The following is a 17307-nucleotide window of genomic DNA, read 5'->3' on the forward strand; positions in this document are numbered from 1 at the left end:
CCGCACAACATTTTTCCTGGAGCTGCAATCTATCGAAGCTAGGAGCCATCAAGGTAAAAGTGGAGCAAACGGTTATGCTTCGTGTTTCCATAAAATTGCACCGGATGTCATACCTGCACCAGCCGCAGCCATCAGAATACACCCGCCACTAGCAGTTTCAGCGCTTTTCCTAGCCAAGGAGAGAGAGAGTGGAATAGTTGCTGCTGAGGAATTTCCGAATTCCGCTATGCTTCGAACCGTGACGGCTGGTGAGATACCGAGTTTGTCGCAGACTGCATCAATCATCCTCGAATTCGCCTGATGGGGTACGAAGCAGTCAATGTTCTTGGCCTCGAGACCTGACCGCTGCATTACCAGAGCTGCTGTTTTCGCCATCATCCGAACAGCATGAACGAAAACTGCCTGACCGTCGCGCATGGTCATGCGCAGTTTGCTAAAGTCTGTGCCAGGCTCAAAAGGTTGCGCACTTCCACCAGCCGGAACCTGAATCAAATCGTAGTGTAGTCCCTCCTGGATAAACTCAACGCCGATAATCCCACTGTCTGGAGTCTTGGAGGGCAAAAGAAGTATCGCGCCAGCCGCATCTCCAAACACAGAGGCACTCCCACGCTCTTCCATGTTTATCCGCCGGCTCAAAATATTTGCTGCAACGACGAGCACTGGTTTGCCGTGCGCGCGTACAAAACTGTCAGCGAGAGCCAACGCGTTGAGGAAACCAGTGCAAGCACCCGCGACATCGAACGCGCCGCAGTTGGTCAAGCCAAGACGATATGCGAGCAATGGTGCAGATGGCGGCAGAAGATGATCCGGCGTTGAAGTCGCCAGCAGCGTTAGCGCTACGGTTTTTCGATCCACGCTGGCCTCTTCGAGTGCCATCTCAGCCGCTCTGACAGCCATATCTGTGACAGTTTCTCCTATGGCCGCCCACCGACGCGACCGGATACCAGTCCGGCGTTCAATCCAGCCGGGATCAAGGCCCAGTTGCGTTTCGAGCTCTATATTGTCCACGCACCTAGCGGGCACGTAATGGCCCAACCCCGCCATTTGACTCGAAACATTCATCAGACTGTATTTCCGACGAAATCGGCGGCCTCTTCGATAGCATCATAGGCCAGATCGAGATCTTCTTCAGTCACACAGTAAGGCGGCATCAAGTAGATTACGTTGCCCAGGGGCCGAATAAGGATCCCTCGCTGGCGAAAGAAGGCCCGCAGACGTGGCCCGACCTCCGAGAGGTAACCGTCGCTGCTGCCTGCTAAGTCTAGCGCAGCAATTGTACCCTGCTGACGCACGTTCCGGAAACGCGGGTTTGACTGAAGCCGTACTAACCTGTCGCGATGCATCGCCGCAACTGCCCGAACCCGCTCCTCCACCGGCTCGGCGCGCCATACGTCGAGATTGGCAACGGCTGCGGCACACGCAATCGGATTTGCCGTGTAGGAACTCGAATGGAAGAACGTGCGGCGCCTTTCTTCGGAGAGATGGGCATCAAAAATCTCGGCAGTGCACAAAGTCACTGCGAGTGGAAGAGCGCCGCCTGTAATTCCTTTCGACAGACATAGGATGTCGGGCGAAAGGTCGCACTGATCGCAGGCAAGTAGGGTCCCAGTACGCCCCCATGCCGTCATAACCTCATCTGCGACGAACAGTGTGCCAAACCGCCTCGTAATTCGCTGAAACTCTACCAAAAGCTGAGCAGGGTAGATCTTCATGCCCCCGGCTCCGAGTACCAAAGGCTCAATTACAAGAGCTGCAACGTCACCGCTGCGGCAAAATTGCTCAAGAGCGTCAAGCGTCTCTTGCTCGTGACCCGGCTCTGGAAAAGGTATTGTGTCGACATCGAAAAGCAGTGGCGCATACGCGGCATTGAATACGCCACGCTCGCCGGCTGACATGGTGCCGATTGTGTCGCCATGGTAGCCATGCTGCATAACAACTACGCGCGAACGTGGTGCACCGTTGTTGTGGAAGAAGCCGAGAGCCATCTTTAGGGCTACTTCGACGGAGGTCGATCCGCTGTCGGAGTAGAAAACATGCGCAAGTCCAGGCGGTGTCAAGTCAATGAGTCCCCTTGCTAATTCCTCGGCAGGGTCGTGTGTATATTCGGCAAAAATAACCTGATCAAAACGCTCGGCTGCGAGCTGAATTGCATTCGTAATGGCTGGATGGCGATGCCTATGTGTGACGACCCACCAAGAGGAGATTGCGTCGAGAATAGAGCGCCCGTCTTCGTCGATTAGGTATGCTCCGTCAGTTGCGACAATTTTCTTGAAAGCCGGTTCGAGCTTGTGCTGCGTGAAAGGATGCCAAATCGGCGACCTGATCGGGTTGCCTGTCATGCCACGGCCCATTCTTCCAAAAAAGAAAGATCGAAGTGAGCCTCAAACGCGTTGCGCAAACTCTCTTGCGTCAACTCGCCCAGGATCGGCAAACGACCCAGGATCGGCACCGCTGTCATCTCACCGATGATTTCCTGCGTGTCGGCACGTTCATCACCGATGAAGGCAACCCCCGCGATTGGTATTGCGCGCCGCCGCAAGGTCTCAATCGACATGAGCGTATGGTTGATCGTGCCTAGTTCTGTCCGTGCGCACAAGATGACGGGCTGAGCCCATTGGGAAAAAACTTCAATGTAGGTGATTTTCCGTGTCAGAGGTACGAGCAGGCCACCGGCACCTTCGATAACCAAAGGTTGGTCGATGTCGGGAAGCCGAAGCTGAGCCGGGACTATAGCCACTCTGTCGATCGCGGCCGAGAGGTGTGGGGAGGCAGGCGTGCGCAATCGCCATGCTTCCGGGAGAATGCGATCGTTGGCAAGACCGGACAACCGTCTGACAACTTCGCTGTCCGTCTCCTGGTCTAAGCCCGATTGTATCGGCTTCCAATAATAGCCGTTGAGAACGCCGACCAGCGCAGATGAAAAAACAGTCTTGCCAATGCCAGTATCTGTCCCCGTTACGATAAAGCATCTGGTCATACTTTTTCCTCTTTCAGCACATCGGCAAGCGTGTCCACCATCCGGATGATAGCTGCCTCATCGACATTCAGTGTTATTGTGATCCGGAGCCTTGCCGTGCCTGCAGGCACAGTGGGCGGACGGATTGCCCGCAAATCAAAGCCATTGCGTTGCATTCTTGCTGCGATGCGCAAGGTGCGGCTATTGTCACCGATGATCAAAGGAATGATCTGCGTACCGCTTACAGGTGAGCCAAATCGAAATGCGACCAGTTTGTTCGCGCTCTCAATGAGTTGCTTCAGGCGTCGACGTCGCTCCGGTTCGTTTGCTAGAACTTGGAGTGCGTGGCGTACACAAGCTGCCTGTAGAGGTGATGGAGCCGTCGAATAGATGAAGGGTCGCGCTCGATTCACAAGGACGTTGCACAGGACGCTGCTGGCTCCAACGAGCGCTCCCGCTACACCCAGTGCTTTACCGCAGGTGTGCAGAACGACGACGTTTTCGCGACCCCTTAGTTCGCCAGAATAGCCGATTCCTTGATGTCCATGCACTCCTGTTGCATGCGCCTCATCTATGACCAGAAAGCCGTCATGGCGATCTGCGATGGCTACCAAGTCAAATAGCGCGCTTTGGTCCCCATCCATTGAATAGAGACTCTCACAAACGATCCAAGGAAAACCAATCCCGCCTCCTGCTCGCCAGGTACGGATCGCATCCTCAATTGCTTCCGGATCATTGTGAGCTACGGCAACAGCGTCTGCTTTTCCAGCTTTGATCCCTTCATGTGCACTAGCATGAATAAGACAGTCATAGATGACCAAATCGCCGCGCCGCGGCAATGTGCTTAAGATCGAGAGATTAGCTGAATAGCCGCTACTGAAATACAACATGCGTTCGCAGCCGAAGAAGGCAGCGGCTTCCCGCTCCAAAGTTTCGTGCTCTTCATGATTACCGCGTAGAAGACGCGATCCCCCCGCACCCATAGGGACACCACGTGCGATTGCGTCGACCAAAGCGGTGCGCAATTCGGGCGATGCGGCAAGGCCTAGATAGTCATTCGACGTGAAATCGGCACCCGAGTTGAACGTCAGCGTGCGCAAGCGACCCTTGTTGCCCAACTGACTGAGCGCAGTGTTGAATTGTAATAGGCGATCGACGCTCACACGAGATCTCCCTTGCCCGAAGCCGTCATGCGAAGCCTTGTGAGCAAGCTGTGATCCCGATCATTGCCCGGGTTGGAAGCTGTGAGGAGCATGTCGCCGATGAACATGGAGTTGGCACCAGCAAAGAAGCAGAGTGCCTGCATTTCATCGCTCATCGCTGTTCGCCCAGCCGTCAGGCGCACGAACGAGGTCGGCATCATCACCCTGGCAAGAGCAATCACACGAACAAACTCGATGGGGTCCACAGGGGCGACATCAGCCATCTTGGTGCCTGGCATCGGAATAAGTAGGTTTATGGGCACGCTTTCCGGCGGTTCGGCCAGATTAGCAAGCGTCACAAGCATATCGATCCTGTCATCGATCGTTTCGCCCATGCCAAGGATACCACCGCTGCAAACCTTCATCCCTGCTTCGCGCACATGTGATAGGGTCGCCAACCGATCCGAGAATTTGCGGGTAGTGACGACATTAGGGTAAAAGCGTTCGGAGGTGTCGAGGTTGTGATTATAGTAGTCCAGACCCGCCTCTGCGAAAACCGCCGCCTGCTCCTGTGAGATCATCCCCAAGGTCATGCAGGTTTCCAGCCCAAGAGACTTCACACCTTTAATCATCGCGACAATCGCCGCTTCATCCCTTCCCTTTGGGCTACGCCAGGCTGCACCCAGGCAGTAGCGTGTTGCGCCACCTTCCTTCGCATTAACGGCCTGCCTCATTACCTCATCCAGCTTCATTAGCTTCGAGGCGGCAATGCCTTGGGCGTGCACCGACTGGCTGCAATATCCACAGTCTTCCGGACAGCCACCGGTCTTGATGTTGAGCAACTTGCTCAACTGAATTTCGTTAGGGTCGAAATTAGCGCGATGGATGCAGTGGGATCTGTAGAGCAGCTCGTTGAAGGGTAATTCATAGAGCGCCCGCGCTGAACTCAGGGTCCATGGCCTTTGGGTTGACCTGTCTGCAGCGGCACTGACGATCTCAGCGGTCATGATTTGACTCCTCAATTGCTCGACTCTACAAAACGGCGGCCTTGCTTTTTATAGATTATCTATTACTGTCCGACCTATTCTGACCATATGCGGCAGAAATCGGCATCGCAATCTATAATTTCATAGATTATCTAGGACTCAGTATGTCTGAAACTGTTGCACAGCGCATTGCGCGAATCGTAGGCGAAAAGATCGTGTCGGGAGAACTGGCACCGGGGGCGACCCTAAGGCAGGATCATATCGGCAACGAATTTGGCGCCAGCCACGTGCCAGCACGAGAAGCTCTGCAACTCCTTCGCGCACAGGGGCTAGTCATCAGTCTGCCGCGGCGCGGCATGCGTGTCTCGCCGATCGATCCCGCGTCTATTCAGGAGACTATCGAGATTAGAGCAGCACTCGAGACCCTCGCTCTGAGGCTCGCGGCTCCCAAGATGAATGCCACTTCCTTCGAACGAATTGAACTGGCACTCGTTGCCTGCGACATGACCGAAAACATCGTTGACTGGGAAACTGCCAATCGCGCTTTTCATCGAGAATTGGTAAGCGCCTGCCGTATGCCACGGCTGCTGACGATGCTCGATGATCTGCAGCTCGCAATATCGCGTATCATTTTTTCAGCAAGTCGATCCGGCGGCTGGCGGCCAGGGTCTAGCACTGGCCACCGACAGATAGTAGACGCCCTCAAAAAGGGCGATCACCACACCGCAGTCGCGTTGCTCGACGCTCATATCAGAGGGCTAGAACGCGCGACCGCAGAGAGCAAACTGGCGTTAAACACCCGACCTTCGGGGCCGCCACTACCGCTCAAAAAATTTCCAGCCCACAAGACGTAGAAGTTAGTCCCGGCAATTCCGAGAAACGAAGACCGAACGAATAAGGGCAACACCAATCGAGCGGACAATGAACTCCTGCCAAAGTAAAGCGTGGATGCTCCAAATGAGCTTTCGGTTTGTCGGCGGCCCGCAACGATTTATCTTGGTTGATTAGCGGAAGGGATGTACTTGATCCGCCGTGCCACAAAGCAACTAGCACTGCCATGGACCTCCAAATCTGCACCACGGCGACGCGTTCCAAGGCTCCAGCCAAACATCGAGATTGCGCCGCGAGATGCGCGCGGAGAGTAAGCGCTAATTTCGGCGCACCTTTTACCACCGACGCCTATGCCGCATGAAGTGTCCACTTAAAATAGGTGGACGCCAAATATGAGTGACGAAGAGCAGAAACTGCGAGTGCGGCTTGTGGGGCGTGATGGGCGACGCCGCTATGATCCATCGTCAAAGGCCCGGCTTGTAGCGGCCTGCCTTGAGCCAGGGGTTTCGATATCAGGCCTGGCGCTTGCCCATGGGGTCAACGCGAACGTTCTACGCAAGTGGGTCAAAGATGCCAGGGAATCCGGGCTGCCAACGGTATCATCACGATCCGCGTTTATCCCGGTCGTAGCCGCCGACTGTGGCCGGCCTGATGAGACCCGCTCGCTGGATGTGGAGGTCGCACGAGGTGAAAGCCAACCGGCATCACCGGGGCGGACAGCAGGCCCCTCTGGTTCTTCCAAGATCAGAGCGTTGCTGCCGAACGGCGTGAAGCTTTCGCTGGAATGTGGGGATGTGGATGCGTTGACGGCAATCATCGGAGCGCTTTGCCATGTTCAGACTAGGCGCTGATCTCAAGGTCTACCTGCATCGCGAGCCCATCGACTTTCGCGCCGGCATCAACAGCCTTGCTGTCCTGGTGCAGGAGACGATGGAGCTCGACCCTTTTGCGCCCGCGGTCTTTGCCTTTTGCAATCGCCGACGGGATCGGATGAAGTTGTTGTTCTTCGATCGGTCCGGCTTTGTGATGGTCCTGAAGCGATTGACCGAGGACAGGTTCCGGTGGCCGCGCCGGGAAACGGCGGTGGTGTCGCTTTCGACTGAGCAATTGCACTGGATTCTCGACGGCATCGATATTGATGCGATGGTCCGTCATCCGGTTCGGCAATACCAGATCGCCGGGTGACGGCTGCCGACTTCTTCTGTTGACGCGTCGGCGCGGCTCAGATTCAAGAATCTGATGAACCGACCCGGCGAACCCAGCATTGCGGAACTGATGGCGCAATTGGCAGCGAATGCTGCCGAAATCGCCGCGCTGAAAGCCGAGAAGGAAGCGCTCAGCGCCCGCGTGGTCAAGCTCAGAGGAAGAGTTGGCACTGGGCGGCTCCATCGGTTTGCACCGAAGAGCGAAAAGCACGTCGATCGGCTCTTTGATGAAGCCGAGCAGGTTGTCGATGAGGAGGACGCTGGCGACGACGACGGCGATCTCGTCGACCTGCCGGACACGGGTTTGGCGTCAACCGAGAAACTGCAAGGCAAGAAGCGCGGCCGCAAACCCCTGCCAGCACATCTGCCGCGCGAGCGCGTCGAATATGACCTGACCGACGATGAGAAGGCCTGTCCGTGCTGCCATCACCAGATGCATCGCATGGGTGAGGCCGTCTCGGAGCAGCTCCATATCGAGGTAAAGGCCAAGGTCCTGCAGAATGTTCGGTTCAAATATGCCTGCCGTCATTGCGACCGGACCGGCATCAACACGCCTGTTGTCCTCGCACCGATGCCCGCGCAACCCTTGCCGGGCAGCATCGCCACGGCCTCGACGCTGGCCTTCGCGCTCGTCCACAAATATGTCGACGGCACGCCGCTCTACCGTCTTGCCCAGGCCTTCGAGCGCGCCGGCGTTCCCATCAGCCGCGGCGCTCTCGGGCATTGGGTGATTGGATCGAGCGAGAGGCATCTCTCCCGCATCTACGATGCGCTGAAGCTCCGGCTTCGGGCCCAACCGCTCGTCCACGGCGACGAAACGACGGTCCAGGTTCTGAAGGAAAAGGACAGGGAGGCCACCAGCACATCCTATATGTGGGCGTATCGGAGCGGTGAGGACAGCAATGAGCCGATCGTGCTTCTCGACTACCAACCCGGCCGCGGCCAGATTTATCCGCAGGCCTTCCTCGGCGACTACCGCGGCATACTGATGAGCGATGGCTACACCGCCTGGCGAACGTTGGAAGGGGCAACGCATTTGGGATGCATGGCCCATTCCAGGCGTCGCTTCGTCGATGCCCTGAAGACAAGGAAGAAAGGTGGCGGACCACCGGAGCAGGCGCTGAAGTTCTTCGAGCAGCTCTACCGGATCGAAAGCCAAGCCAGAGTAGAAAAGGCAGAAGCTGGAGAAACGCAAGCCGACTGCATTCGCCGTTTCCGCCAGCAGCACAGCGTCCCCATCCTGAACGCTCTCAAGGCATGGCTCGATGACATCGCGCCAAAGGTCCTGCCCGACAGCAAGATCGGCGATGCCGTATCCTACACCCTGAACCAGTGGGAATACCTTCGAGTTAGATGACTGGAGGCCGACAGCGGAAAGTCCGCATATGTCGATCAAACTAGCAACAGCAGACATCAATGCTCACGTGGCCAATCCAGATGTAGCCGATCGATCATGAAGGCATGACTGTGCCGACGACCCTGGCGATGGTGCCCCTCGCTCAGATGCGGGTCATCATCTGCAAGGTCATCGTGACTGTGTTCCAACTCGGCTTCATCCGCTATTTCCCACAGTGACAATGCTGTAACCAGACCCGCCGCACCCATCGCCGCCATGACCAAGGCGGTCCCGGGAAGACCTATTGCCGCGCCGAGCCACCCGGCAAGCGGATAGGTTATCAGCCAGCAGGCGTGAGACAGGGCGAAGTGGGCAGCGAAGAGTGCGGGCCGATCCTCGGGATGTGAAGACCTCCGCAACAGACGGCCGGATGGTGTCTGCACAACGGAGTAGCCAATCCCAAGCAGGAACCAAAGCGCCAGCAAAAAGCCGTAGGTCTCGATGAACGCGGTGGCGATCAAGCCTGCACCGAGGAGTGCTGCCCCGTAGAGCATGACCTGCCTGTCTGGCATTCGGTCGAGAAGCCTGGGCAGAACGAGTGCCGCAAGCATCGATCCAGACCCGAAGGCAGCGAGCGCGATCGCCGTGTCCGAGGCGGTCAGTTCGAACATCGCCTGCACGAACACTACAGTATTGACGATCACCATGGAGCCTGCCGCAGACACCGTAAGGCAGAGCGCGAGCAGACCGCGAAGCCGCGGTGTTGCCAGGTAGATCTTCAAACCGCGTGTCGTTCGCTCATAGATGCTCCGGCGCTCCTTCGCGGGATGATTGGGCAGCGTTACAGAAACAACGAGTGCCGCCGATGCCAGAAATCCGAATACGGTTCCGGCAAAGAGGGAGTGGAAGGAGATGACCGTCAGTAGGGCAGCCGCCAGCATCGGGCTGACAAGGCTTTCCAGGTCATATGCGAGGCGTGAGAGCGAGAGTGCTCGGGTATAATCCTTCTCGTCCGGCAGGACATCCGGGATGGTCGCCTGAAACGCCGGAGTGAAGGCGGCCGACGCAGACTGGAGGACGAAGATCAGGACATAGACCTGCCAGATCTCCGTTACGAAGGGCAGGCAGAGGGCGACGGCGGCCCTGATGAGATCGAGCGTAACCAACATGGCCCGGCGCGGCAGCACTTCAGCGAAGGCTCCGGCAATCGGGGCGACAGCGACATAGGCGATCATCTTGATCGCCAGAGCCGTGCCGAGCACCGTCCCGGCGCGATCGCCTGCGAGTTCGAAGGCGAGCAGACCCAGTGCAACGGTGGCAAGGCCCGTTCCGACCAGCGCGATGACCTGTGCGAGAAACAGATACCGGTAGGTTCGATTGTGCAGAACATCCAGCATCTGTCGCCTCTTTCAGAGGTATTTCGTGATGGTCTTGAAGTCGTCGATCGTCTTTCGCTGGGAAAGATCCAGGGCGCCCACAGTTTCCTCGAGACAATGGTCGAGATGGTCCTGGATGAGCGTGCGCTTGGCGTTGCGGACTGCCTTTTCGACGGCATCCAGTTGTTGCGCGATGTCGAGACAGGGTTTGCCCGCCTCAATCATCGCAGTGACACTTCTCAGATGACCTTCCGCACGCTTGAGGCGCTTGATGATATCCGGATGCGTTTCGTGTCGATGTTCGCTCATGGACGATTCCTATCCCCCCGGAGGGGATATTTCAATCCTCTTTCTTGTTTCCACCATCAATCAAGGTTATCTGCTGCGGCATGACGCTTCGGAACGAACGACGATTCGGATCATTCTTGATGACTATGCTGGCGATACTCGCCACGCTGGTGTTTTCGTTCGTCCCACCTGGCAGTCATCCGTTGATCGAACATTCCTCGTCTCAATCGGCTCTCGACCACTCCCATGGTCATGAGCATGGCGATCACTCGCACGACGATGACCTGGACTTGAGTGTGGATACGGCTGGCGATGACCATCACCATGCGGACCATACGCATGAAAAAGCTGGTCTGGTTTCAGCGCCCCGCCCCAAGGTTCCCGCCGGTCAGCACTCGCCCCTCATCTTGATCGATACGACGCGGGATGATGGTCGCCTTTATGGCATCGACCGCCCGCCACGATTCGTGAAAGTCGTCTGATCCACGCCGCCTCAGGCGGCAGGTTCAACCGTTCACGGACATCCAACATGAAAACACTGCTTCTCGGAGGCATGTGGCAGAGGGACTTTACCCGCCACATCGTCACCACTCTGCTGCTTGCCAGCCTCTCTCTGCTTCTCTTCGCCCATGGGGCGTCGGCCCATGCCGTTGCCGAAGGCGACAAGGGCTATATCCAGGAGATCTCGGGGGTTCACATCATCCCCTTCATCTATCTGGGCGCCAAGCACATGGTCACGGGTTACGACCATCTGCTCTTTCTATTCGGCGTGATCTTCTTCCTCTACAGGCTGAAGCACATCGCCCTCTATGTCAGCCTGTTTGCCATTGGCCATTCCACCACGATGCTGCTCGGCGTCTACTATGGCTGGAATGTCAGTGCCTATCTGATCGATGCGATCATCGGTCTATCGGTCGTCTACAAGGCGCTCGACAATCTCGGCGCCTTCCAGCGCTGGCTGGGCTTCCAACCGAATACCAAGGTGGCAACGCTGGTGTTTGGCCTGTTCCATGGGCTTGGTCTCGCGACCAAGATCCTCGAATACGACATTGCCGAGGACGGGCTGATCCCCAACCTGCTTGCCTTCAATGTCGGCGTCGAGATCGGCCAGCTCATCGCGCTCGCCATCATCCTGATTGCCATGAGCTACTGGCGCAAGACCTCGGGTTTCCTGCGCCATGCCTATACCGCCAATGTCCTGATGATGACCGCCGGCTGGCTGCTGTTTGGCATGCAGATGACCGGTTACTTCGTTTCCTGAACCTCAGAGGAATAAACAATGTTCAATTCTCAAGCTCCCAATCCCGGCGACCTTCCGTCCTCTGCCCAGCTCGTCAAGTCGACGATCATCTCCGTGATCGCCGCAGGCGTCCTGCTGGTCACTGTGGTTATGCCCTCGGAATACGCGATCGATCCGACGGGTCTTGGCTCCGCCATGGGCCTGACCGAAATGGGCGAGATCAAGGCGCAGCTTGCCGAAGAGGCGGAACTTGATCGCCAGAAGGATCAGAGCGCAGGCGAAAGCCTGATTGCTCCACAAGCGGCACCCGCGACCGCTCCGCAGGAAGGATCAAACCTTCTGGAGCGTATCATCCGTGAATTCGGCATCTCGGCGGCCTATGCCCAGGATGCCGTGCGTCAGGACGAGGTTTCGATCACGCTGCAGCCCGGCGAAGGCGCTGAGGTCAAACTTGTCATGCTGAAGGGTGCCAAGGCGAACTATAGCTGGACGGCCAATGGCTCGAAGGTGAACTTCGACACCCATGGCGACGGCGGCGACGAAAGCATCAGCTATGAGAAGGGGCGCGGCGTTGCCGAGGACACTGGCGTTCTGGAAGCCGCCTTCGATGGCAATCACGGCTGGTTCTGGCGCAACCGCACGGGTGACCCGGTGACCGTCACGTTGAAGACCGACGGCGCCTATAGCGACATCAAGCGGGTCATGTGATCTAGACGAGGCCGGAGGTCTGCCTCCGGCCTCGCAACCAATAGATTGGCAGGGGATGCCTATTCCTTGCGATCATAATGAAGACGCATAGCCAGCATCCCCTTCACTGATGTCATCTTGAAGTTTATCGGCTCGCACGGAAACAATTTCCGTTCAAACTACAGTGCCAAACATCGCGCCTACGCCCGCCGTCAGTGCCATGGCTGCAGCACCCCAGAAGGTCACCCGGAGCGTTGCCTTAAAGACGTTCGCGCCTCCAGCTTTTGCCCCGACGGCTCCCAGGAGCGAGAGGAATGCCAGTGAAGCTGCGGATACGATGTAGATCAGCATCTCAATTGGTGAGATCACCACCAGCGTGAGAGGAAGAGCGGCACCGACGGCAAAAGTCAGTGCCGACGTTAGTGCCGCTTCAACGGGTCTTGCAGCCATATGCTCTACAATTCCCAGTTCATCACGAGCATGAGCATCAAGGGCATTACCCGCCGTCAACTGAACCGCAACTTGTCGAGCAAACACGGGCGTTAGGCCTCGCTTAATATAGATCTGTGTCAGCTCTTCCAGCTCGGCTTCCGGTTGCGTTTCAAGTTCATGCCGTTCTCGAGCCAGGTCTGCTGCTTCGGTATCCGCTTGAGAACTCACGGACACATACTCTCCGGCGGCCATAGACATGGCTCCTGCAACCATTCCCGCAAACCCGGCGACCAGAATCTGATGTGATCCAGTCGAAGCAGAAGCGACACCGACAATCAGGCTCGCAGTCGACACAATGCCGTCGTTAGCGCCCAATACTGCGGCGCGGAGCCAGCCGATGCGGGAGACCAGGTGATTTTCGGAATGAAGTCGGGACATAGGCGGTTTCCGTTAAGAAATTTAGACTTTGATGGAAAGGGTAGTCGGCAGCTCGATCAGCATTCAAACACGCCGCAGCCCGCGCGGTGATCGCTGTCGCGATACAGAAACAGCACACTCAGGCCGAGCGATTTGGCGAGCAGCATACCTCCTTCTTCGCCAAGGACCATCATCGCTGTAGCCCATGCATCCGCGCTCATGCAGTCTTTGGCAATCACCGTTACCGAGGCTGGAGACTGCACGAGCGGCATGCCCTTGCGCGGGTCGATCGTATGAGAAAGCCGTTTCCCGTCGATCTCGACCCAGTGGCGATAATCTCCCGATGTAGCAACCGCAGCATCCACGAGCTCAATCATCGAATGAGGTGCACGACGATTATAATCTGGACGCTCCACCGCGATGGACCACGCACGCCCGTCTGGCTGAGCGCCAAGCGCGCGCAGTTCACCATCAATCGCAAAGAGCCCTGCATCCAGCCCGAATGCTCTTGCCGCCCCGGCAAGCCGGTCAACACCATAGCCTTTTGCAATCCCGTTCAGATCGAGTGAAATGGACGCGTGTTTACGCGCCCGGCCAGCCTTGCGGTCGATTTCCAGACAATCATACGCAGGGCGGCGGGAGGCCAGCCTCGCTCGTTCGATGGACTTTGGGTCCGCTGACTGATGACCAAAGCCCCATGCGCCAATCGCATCTCCAACACCGATTTCGAAGGCGCCGTCCGAAGCGCGACCAATGGCAATGCTGGCTTCCAAAACGAGTAGAAGGTCATCAGGCAGATCTACCCAAACGCCTTTGTCGGCATTGTTGAACCTGGTCAAATCGCTGTCAGGTTTCCAGGTCGACATTTGTGCGTCCACTTGGGCGACGGCCTGTGCGAGAGCTCGCTGAAGTTCGGCTGCATTGAACCATGGCGGCAGATGAAGCAGCGCCGACCAGCGTGTTCCCATGGTCGGACCGTTGAGAGCGACCCGCTTCAGCTCAGTAGACGTCTTCTGCATATCGGCCCTCCGCTTTCAGTTCTGCAAGACTAAGACCCTGCCCCGCGAGGATGTCGCTGATGGCAGACGCAACACCTGAAGCCATCTCGCGCCCGCCGCACACAAGGACCTGCGCCCCAGAGGCAAGCAGTCTGCGCAGATTTTCGGCGTCTTTGCGCAGGATATCCTGAACATATGCGGGCACTGGGCTGCGGGAGCTTGCGAGTGACACGGAGCTCATCCGACCATCTTCCGTCCAAGTGGCAAGTTCTTCGCTGTAGAGAGCATCGCTTTCGGGATGCCGAAGACCGAAATAAAGATGTATCGGCCGCCTGGAAGAATTCGCACGAGCAAATCCGGCTAGGGGGCCGATGCCGGTGCCAGCACCAATCAGGATCACAGGCTTCTTTCCACGCGCAGGCCGAAACGAAGGATTCGACCGGACAAATCCTTTGATGGTGTCGCCGGGTTCCATGGAGGTCAGTTGACCGGAGCAAAGCCCGCCAGCATGCCTGCGGACGCAGATCTCCAGAAACCCGTCGCGCTTTCCGGATGCGAGCGAGTAGAAGCGTGGCAGATCCGAACCTTCAGGCACGATGCCTACAAGATCTCCAGCCTGGAAGTTCGGCACGCCGTTTCCAAGGATGCGTTTCCAGCAGGATGTTTTCGGGAAAGCAAACTTCAGGATGCTGGTTGGAGCCTGCACCTCTGCGCCGTAGTCCCGGCGCGAAATGAGCGTGAGATCCATGGTCTGCGCAGGCGCGCGGACATGGTTCAGTTCGAATGTGAGCCCCAGAGCTTCGGAAAGATGTTGTCCCCACCGGGCAAAATCCTGCGGTGACTGCCGATCGACCGTGTCGAAAGGCAAAAGCTCCTTCCACCCCTTGGCTTCGGCAACCTGCGCGACTTCGGCAGCAAAACCACAAAAAGATGGGAAGCTGCGGTCTCCGAAGCCAAGTACCGCAAGCTGGACGTTCGGTCGCGCATCGTGCTGCTGAAGGGATCCCAGAAAGTTCTGGGCTATCGAAGGGGCAGCTCCATCGCCGTAGGTTGCGGCCAGCAGAATGATACGCTTGGCTGCAGCCCATCGCGGCGGATCGAAGCGTGTCATGGGTGCCAGGTGCACCTTCAGGCCCTGCTCGACAAGTGCGGCATGCAGTGTGTTTGCAAACCCGGCAGTCGTGCCGCCTTCGCTCGCGAACAGGACCACCGTATCGGCAAGCTCTGCGGGGTGAGATTTCAGACGGCGCGAGGACCTGCCAGCCAGCCAGCCCGCGACACCCGTCCAGGATAGAAGCGGAATGCTCAGAGCCGAGGCCGCGGACAAGACTGCAAGCCACGCCATGCCCTGCCCTGTGTGAAGAGTTCGAACGAAGCTCAGCAGTTGATCGGTCCAGCCAGCGTCTGCCCAGGCAACGAGTTCACCCGTCCCCTGGTCGAGATAGCCTTCACCGAGAGATGTCTTCAGGGTGTAGACATCGGAGGCATCCGAAGAAACCGGAAAACTCAGCGATATCATCTCATCGACCGGGGTCATCTGAAGCTTCGGCATCGTTGCCGGATCTGCGCCCGTTCGACCACTGACAGTTTGAGGGAACGACGGCCCACCGTCCCCTTCCGGAATGAGCCCGAAGGTGGAGGCTGACATCAAGAGCGCCGTAAGCGAAGACAGGACCAGTCCCGGGAGCGCCAAGCGGGACACGACAGAGTGCAAGCGTCCCTGACCTTGACCGCGGACTGGTCGGAGAATCATCAGCCAGCCGCCAGCACGCCTTTTGAGCAGCAAGATGCCGGAGAGCGACAGAATGAACATGGCCACAGCGCCGACAGCAGAGACGATGCGGCCTGCATCGCCGAGCAGCAGAGATCTGTGAAGGCTGGTCAGCCACCTCTGCACAGAAGACGTGTCGGCAGGACCTACCGCTTTGCCCGTCTGCGGGTCGATCACGGCCGATGCAGGCTGCTCGCCCTCGAAGTAGAACGCCGTGAACCGGCCGGATGGCGACCGCCTGATTTGCTCCACCGTTGGCTGAGCCGCTTGAACCCGCGCTGCAAGGTCGCCGACATTGATGCCATGAGCGCTCGATGTCTGAAGTGCCTCATTCACGGGGAAGAATGCGAGGCCAACCCCAGTCATTGCGATGACGCATAGAATGACTGCAGCGGGCACGCCAATCCAGCGGTGGAACAAGCGGATCATGTCACAGCTCTCCCGGTCAGCGCGTGTAGGTGAAGTCGGCGATGTAACGCGACCCGGATGTGGCCTGGCCTGCGCCCGAAGATGTGAGCGGCACAGCGATCTCGTTGGGAGCATCGCGCATATCTTCGACGGCAGTATCGATGTGAAGTTCATAACCGGCATCGAAAAGCGTGTCGGCCAGATCTAGCGTGATGCTGAGGGATCGACCACTTCCCACACTTGCGCCAGTAATCCCGTCGATTTCGGCCGTGTTGCCCGCCGTCGCACGATACCAGCCGCTCAAGTGCTGGTAATACTTCGCTTTGCCTCCCGCCATCCAAAGGCTGCCGGCGTAGTTGCCGGCAGCATCGGTGACGTAATAGGCGAGGTAAGCGCCATTGCCGCCGTAGTCTTTCAGATTGGTCGTGAAAGTCACCTGCGCTGCAGAGGCAAGACCTGGAGTGACCAGCGCCGTAGTCACGGCGAGCATTGCCAGAAAGGCTTTCATGGGTATGTCCTCTCGAATGTCGGGAAATCAGTTGATCTGGACCGCAGGTTTCGATCCCGGTGCAAACAACCCGTTGGCGGGCGGCGTCGCGCTCTGCGGCTTCGTCATCCGGCCTTGGCCGCAGTCATCGTCATCATCATCGTCGCAGTCGCCATAGGCGCCATCGTCGTCGTCATCGTCTTCGTCGCTGTCGACCAGGATGAAGGGCTTGTCGCGGACATCAGCAATCGAGAATACGGGAGCAGCGAACGAGCCATAAGCGACCAGGAGACCGGTCCCGGCGCAGGCGGCGAGCAAGAGATTGCGAAGTGTCATGTCATTCTCCTTTTGAGCATTTGTGGTGGATGGGTTGTGGGGGGCTGCATCAGTCATCGTCGTCGTGCTCTTCTGCTTCCAGCTCGACGATCAGGAGTGTCTGCGGATCTATCTTTGCTTCGAACCGCTGCCCCCGACGATCGAAGCCGTAGACTTCGTAACAGCCGTCTTCGATCTTGATTCTGATGATGCGCCAGCCTTGATCTGCGGCCATGGCGCGAACCGCCTCCCTTGGCTGCCAGGCATCGATCGCCACGTCACAGTCATCACCAGCCTGAGCGGATGCCCCGAAGAGGGTGACTAGGACGATGGTAGGCAGGAGGGGGCGTGTCATGTTCATCTCTCGCTGTGTTGCAGCAAGAATTCAGGCACCAACCTGACAGGGCCCTTACACGTGACGAGAAACTGCTT

At 57.7% G+C, this 17307-nt stretch carries 19 protein-coding genes and 1 pseudogene; 7 read left to right on the forward strand and 13 right to left on the reverse strand.

The window, feature by feature from the left end; genetic code table 11:
- Positions 1-72 precede the first annotated feature (72 nt).
- Genes ACQKP1_RS21280 through bioB form a run of 5 tightly spaced genes read right to left on the reverse strand, consistent with a single transcriptional unit; the run spans position 73 to position 5105 of the window.
- Positions 73-1062, reverse strand: coding sequence for a beta-ketoacyl-ACP synthase III (locus ACQKP1_RS21280; RefSeq protein ID WP_427276908.1), 990 nt, complete (start codon positions 1060-1062; stop codon positions 73-75).
- On the reverse strand, positions 1062-2339 hold the full coding sequence (locus tag ACQKP1_RS21285; RefSeq protein WP_427276909.1) for an adenosylmethionine--8-amino-7-oxononanoate transaminase: 1278 nt from the start codon (positions 2337-2339) through the stop codon (positions 1062-1064). Before ACQKP1_RS21285 ends, ACQKP1_RS21280 begins: the two co-directional genes overlap by 1 nt.
- Entirely contained in the window at positions 2336-2977 is a 642-nt protein-coding gene (gene bioD, locus ACQKP1_RS21290; protein ID WP_427276910.1) for a dethiobiotin synthase, read from the reverse strand. Before bioD ends, ACQKP1_RS21285 begins: the two co-directional genes overlap by 4 nt.
- A complete protein-coding gene (locus ACQKP1_RS21295; protein ID WP_427276911.1) occupies positions 2974-4119 on the reverse strand; it encodes an 8-amino-7-oxononanoate synthase in 1146 nt (381 codons plus the stop codon). Before ACQKP1_RS21295 ends, bioD begins: the two co-directional genes overlap by 4 nt.
- A complete protein-coding gene (gene bioB, locus ACQKP1_RS21300; RefSeq protein WP_427276912.1) occupies positions 4116-5105 on the reverse strand; it encodes a biotin synthase BioB in 990 nt (329 codons plus the stop codon). The genes ACQKP1_RS21295 and bioB overlap by 4 nt, the downstream gene beginning before the upstream one ends.
- 143 nt (positions 5106-5248) lie before the next feature.
- Here bioB and ACQKP1_RS21305 point away from each other — a divergent pair, with 143 nt between their 5' ends.
- The 4 genes and pseudogenes from ACQKP1_RS21305 to tnpC form a co-directional block, all read left to right on the forward strand.
- Positions 5249-5938 (forward strand): GntR family transcriptional regulator, encoded by a 690-nt coding sequence (locus ACQKP1_RS21305; protein WP_427276913.1) that lies wholly within the window; start codon positions 5249-5251, stop codon positions 5936-5938.
- Positions 5939-6307: 369 nt separating this feature from the next.
- Positions 6308-6766, forward strand: coding sequence for an IS66-like element accessory protein TnpA (tnpA, locus tag ACQKP1_RS21310; RefSeq protein ID WP_113460323.1), 459 nt, complete (start codon positions 6308-6310; stop codon positions 6764-6766).
- Positions 6747-7100, forward strand: coding sequence for an IS66 family insertion sequence element accessory protein TnpB (gene tnpB / locus ACQKP1_RS21315; protein WP_037160879.1), 354 nt, complete (start codon positions 6747-6749; stop codon positions 7098-7100). Before tnpA ends, tnpB begins: the two co-directional genes overlap by 20 nt.
- 54 nt (positions 7101-7154) lie before the next feature.
- Positions 7155-8465 (forward strand): annotated as a pseudogene (tnpC, locus tag ACQKP1_RS21320) (IS66 family transposase); the annotation flags it as partial.
- 68 nt (positions 8466-8533) lie between these two features.
- Here the strand turns inward: tnpC and ACQKP1_RS21325 are convergent.
- Together ACQKP1_RS21325 and ACQKP1_RS21330 are read right to left on the reverse strand one after the other, a co-directional pair.
- A complete protein-coding gene (locus ACQKP1_RS21325) occupies positions 8534-9853 on the reverse strand; it encodes an MFS transporter (RefSeq protein WP_427276914.1) in 1320 nt (439 codons plus the stop codon).
- Positions 9854-9865: 12 nt separating this feature from the next.
- Positions 9866-10141 (reverse strand): metal-sensing transcriptional repressor, encoded by a 276-nt coding sequence (locus tag ACQKP1_RS21330; protein ID WP_054148722.1) that lies wholly within the window; start codon positions 10139-10141, stop codon positions 9866-9868.
- A gap of 119 nt (positions 10142-10260) precedes the next feature.
- Here ACQKP1_RS21330 and ACQKP1_RS21335 point away from each other — a divergent pair, with 119 nt between their 5' ends.
- From ACQKP1_RS21335 to ACQKP1_RS21345, 3 genes are all read left to right on the forward strand, one after another.
- On the forward strand, positions 10261-10602 hold the full coding sequence (locus ACQKP1_RS21335) for a hypothetical protein (RefSeq protein WP_427276915.1): 342 nt from the start codon (positions 10261-10263) through the stop codon (positions 10600-10602).
- Between the two features lie 71 nt (positions 10603-10673).
- Complete coding sequence (locus ACQKP1_RS21340; RefSeq protein WP_427276939.1) at positions 10674-11381, forward strand: HupE/UreJ family protein; 708 nt, start codon at positions 10674-10676, stop codon at positions 11379-11381.
- 18 nt (positions 11382-11399) lie between these two features.
- The gene (locus ACQKP1_RS21345) at positions 11400-12068 is read left to right on the forward strand and encodes a transmembrane anchor protein (RefSeq protein WP_427276916.1); all 669 of its coding nucleotides are present in this window, start codon (positions 11400-11402) and stop codon (positions 12066-12068) included.
- A gap of 153 nt (positions 12069-12221) precedes the next feature.
- Here the strand turns inward: ACQKP1_RS21345 and ACQKP1_RS21350 are convergent, their stop codons facing one another.
- The 6 genes from ACQKP1_RS21350 to ACQKP1_RS21375 are packed head-to-tail and all read right to left on the reverse strand — an operon-like array spanning position 12222 to position 17230.
- Entirely contained in the window at positions 12222-12917 is a 696-nt protein-coding gene (locus tag ACQKP1_RS21350) for a VIT1/CCC1 transporter family protein (protein WP_427276917.1), read from the reverse strand.
- Positions 12918-12973: 56 nt separating this feature from the next.
- Positions 12974-13915, reverse strand: a complete 942-nt coding sequence (locus ACQKP1_RS21355) for an FAD:protein FMN transferase (protein ID WP_427276918.1) — start codon at positions 13913-13915, stop codon at positions 12974-12976.
- Positions 13896-16094 (reverse strand): PepSY domain-containing protein, encoded by a 2199-nt coding sequence (locus ACQKP1_RS21360; protein WP_427276919.1) that lies wholly within the window; start codon positions 16092-16094, stop codon positions 13896-13898. Before ACQKP1_RS21360 ends, ACQKP1_RS21355 begins: the two co-directional genes overlap by 20 nt.
- A 16-nt stretch (positions 16095-16110) precedes the next feature.
- Positions 16111-16581 carry a DUF2271 domain-containing protein gene (locus tag ACQKP1_RS21365; RefSeq protein ID WP_148166552.1) on the reverse strand — a complete coding sequence of 157 codons (471 nt, stop codon included), beginning with the start codon at positions 16579-16581 and terminating at the stop codon, positions 16111-16113.
- Positions 16582-16608: 27 nt separating this feature from the next.
- The gene (locus tag ACQKP1_RS21370) at positions 16609-16896 is read right to left on the reverse strand and encodes a hypothetical protein (RefSeq protein WP_427276920.1); all 288 of its coding nucleotides are present in this window, start codon (positions 16894-16896) and stop codon (positions 16609-16611) included.
- Positions 16897-16945: 49 nt separating this feature from the next.
- Positions 16946-17230 (reverse strand): PepSY domain-containing protein, encoded by a 285-nt coding sequence (locus tag ACQKP1_RS21375; RefSeq protein WP_427276921.1) that lies wholly within the window; start codon positions 17228-17230, stop codon positions 16946-16948.
- Positions 17231-17307: the final 77 nt, after the last annotated feature.

It is taken from the genome of Allorhizobium sp. NPDC080224 (assembly GCF_050281005.1).
Classification (GTDB): Bacteria; Pseudomonadota; Alphaproteobacteria; order Rhizobiales; family Rhizobiaceae; genus Allorhizobium.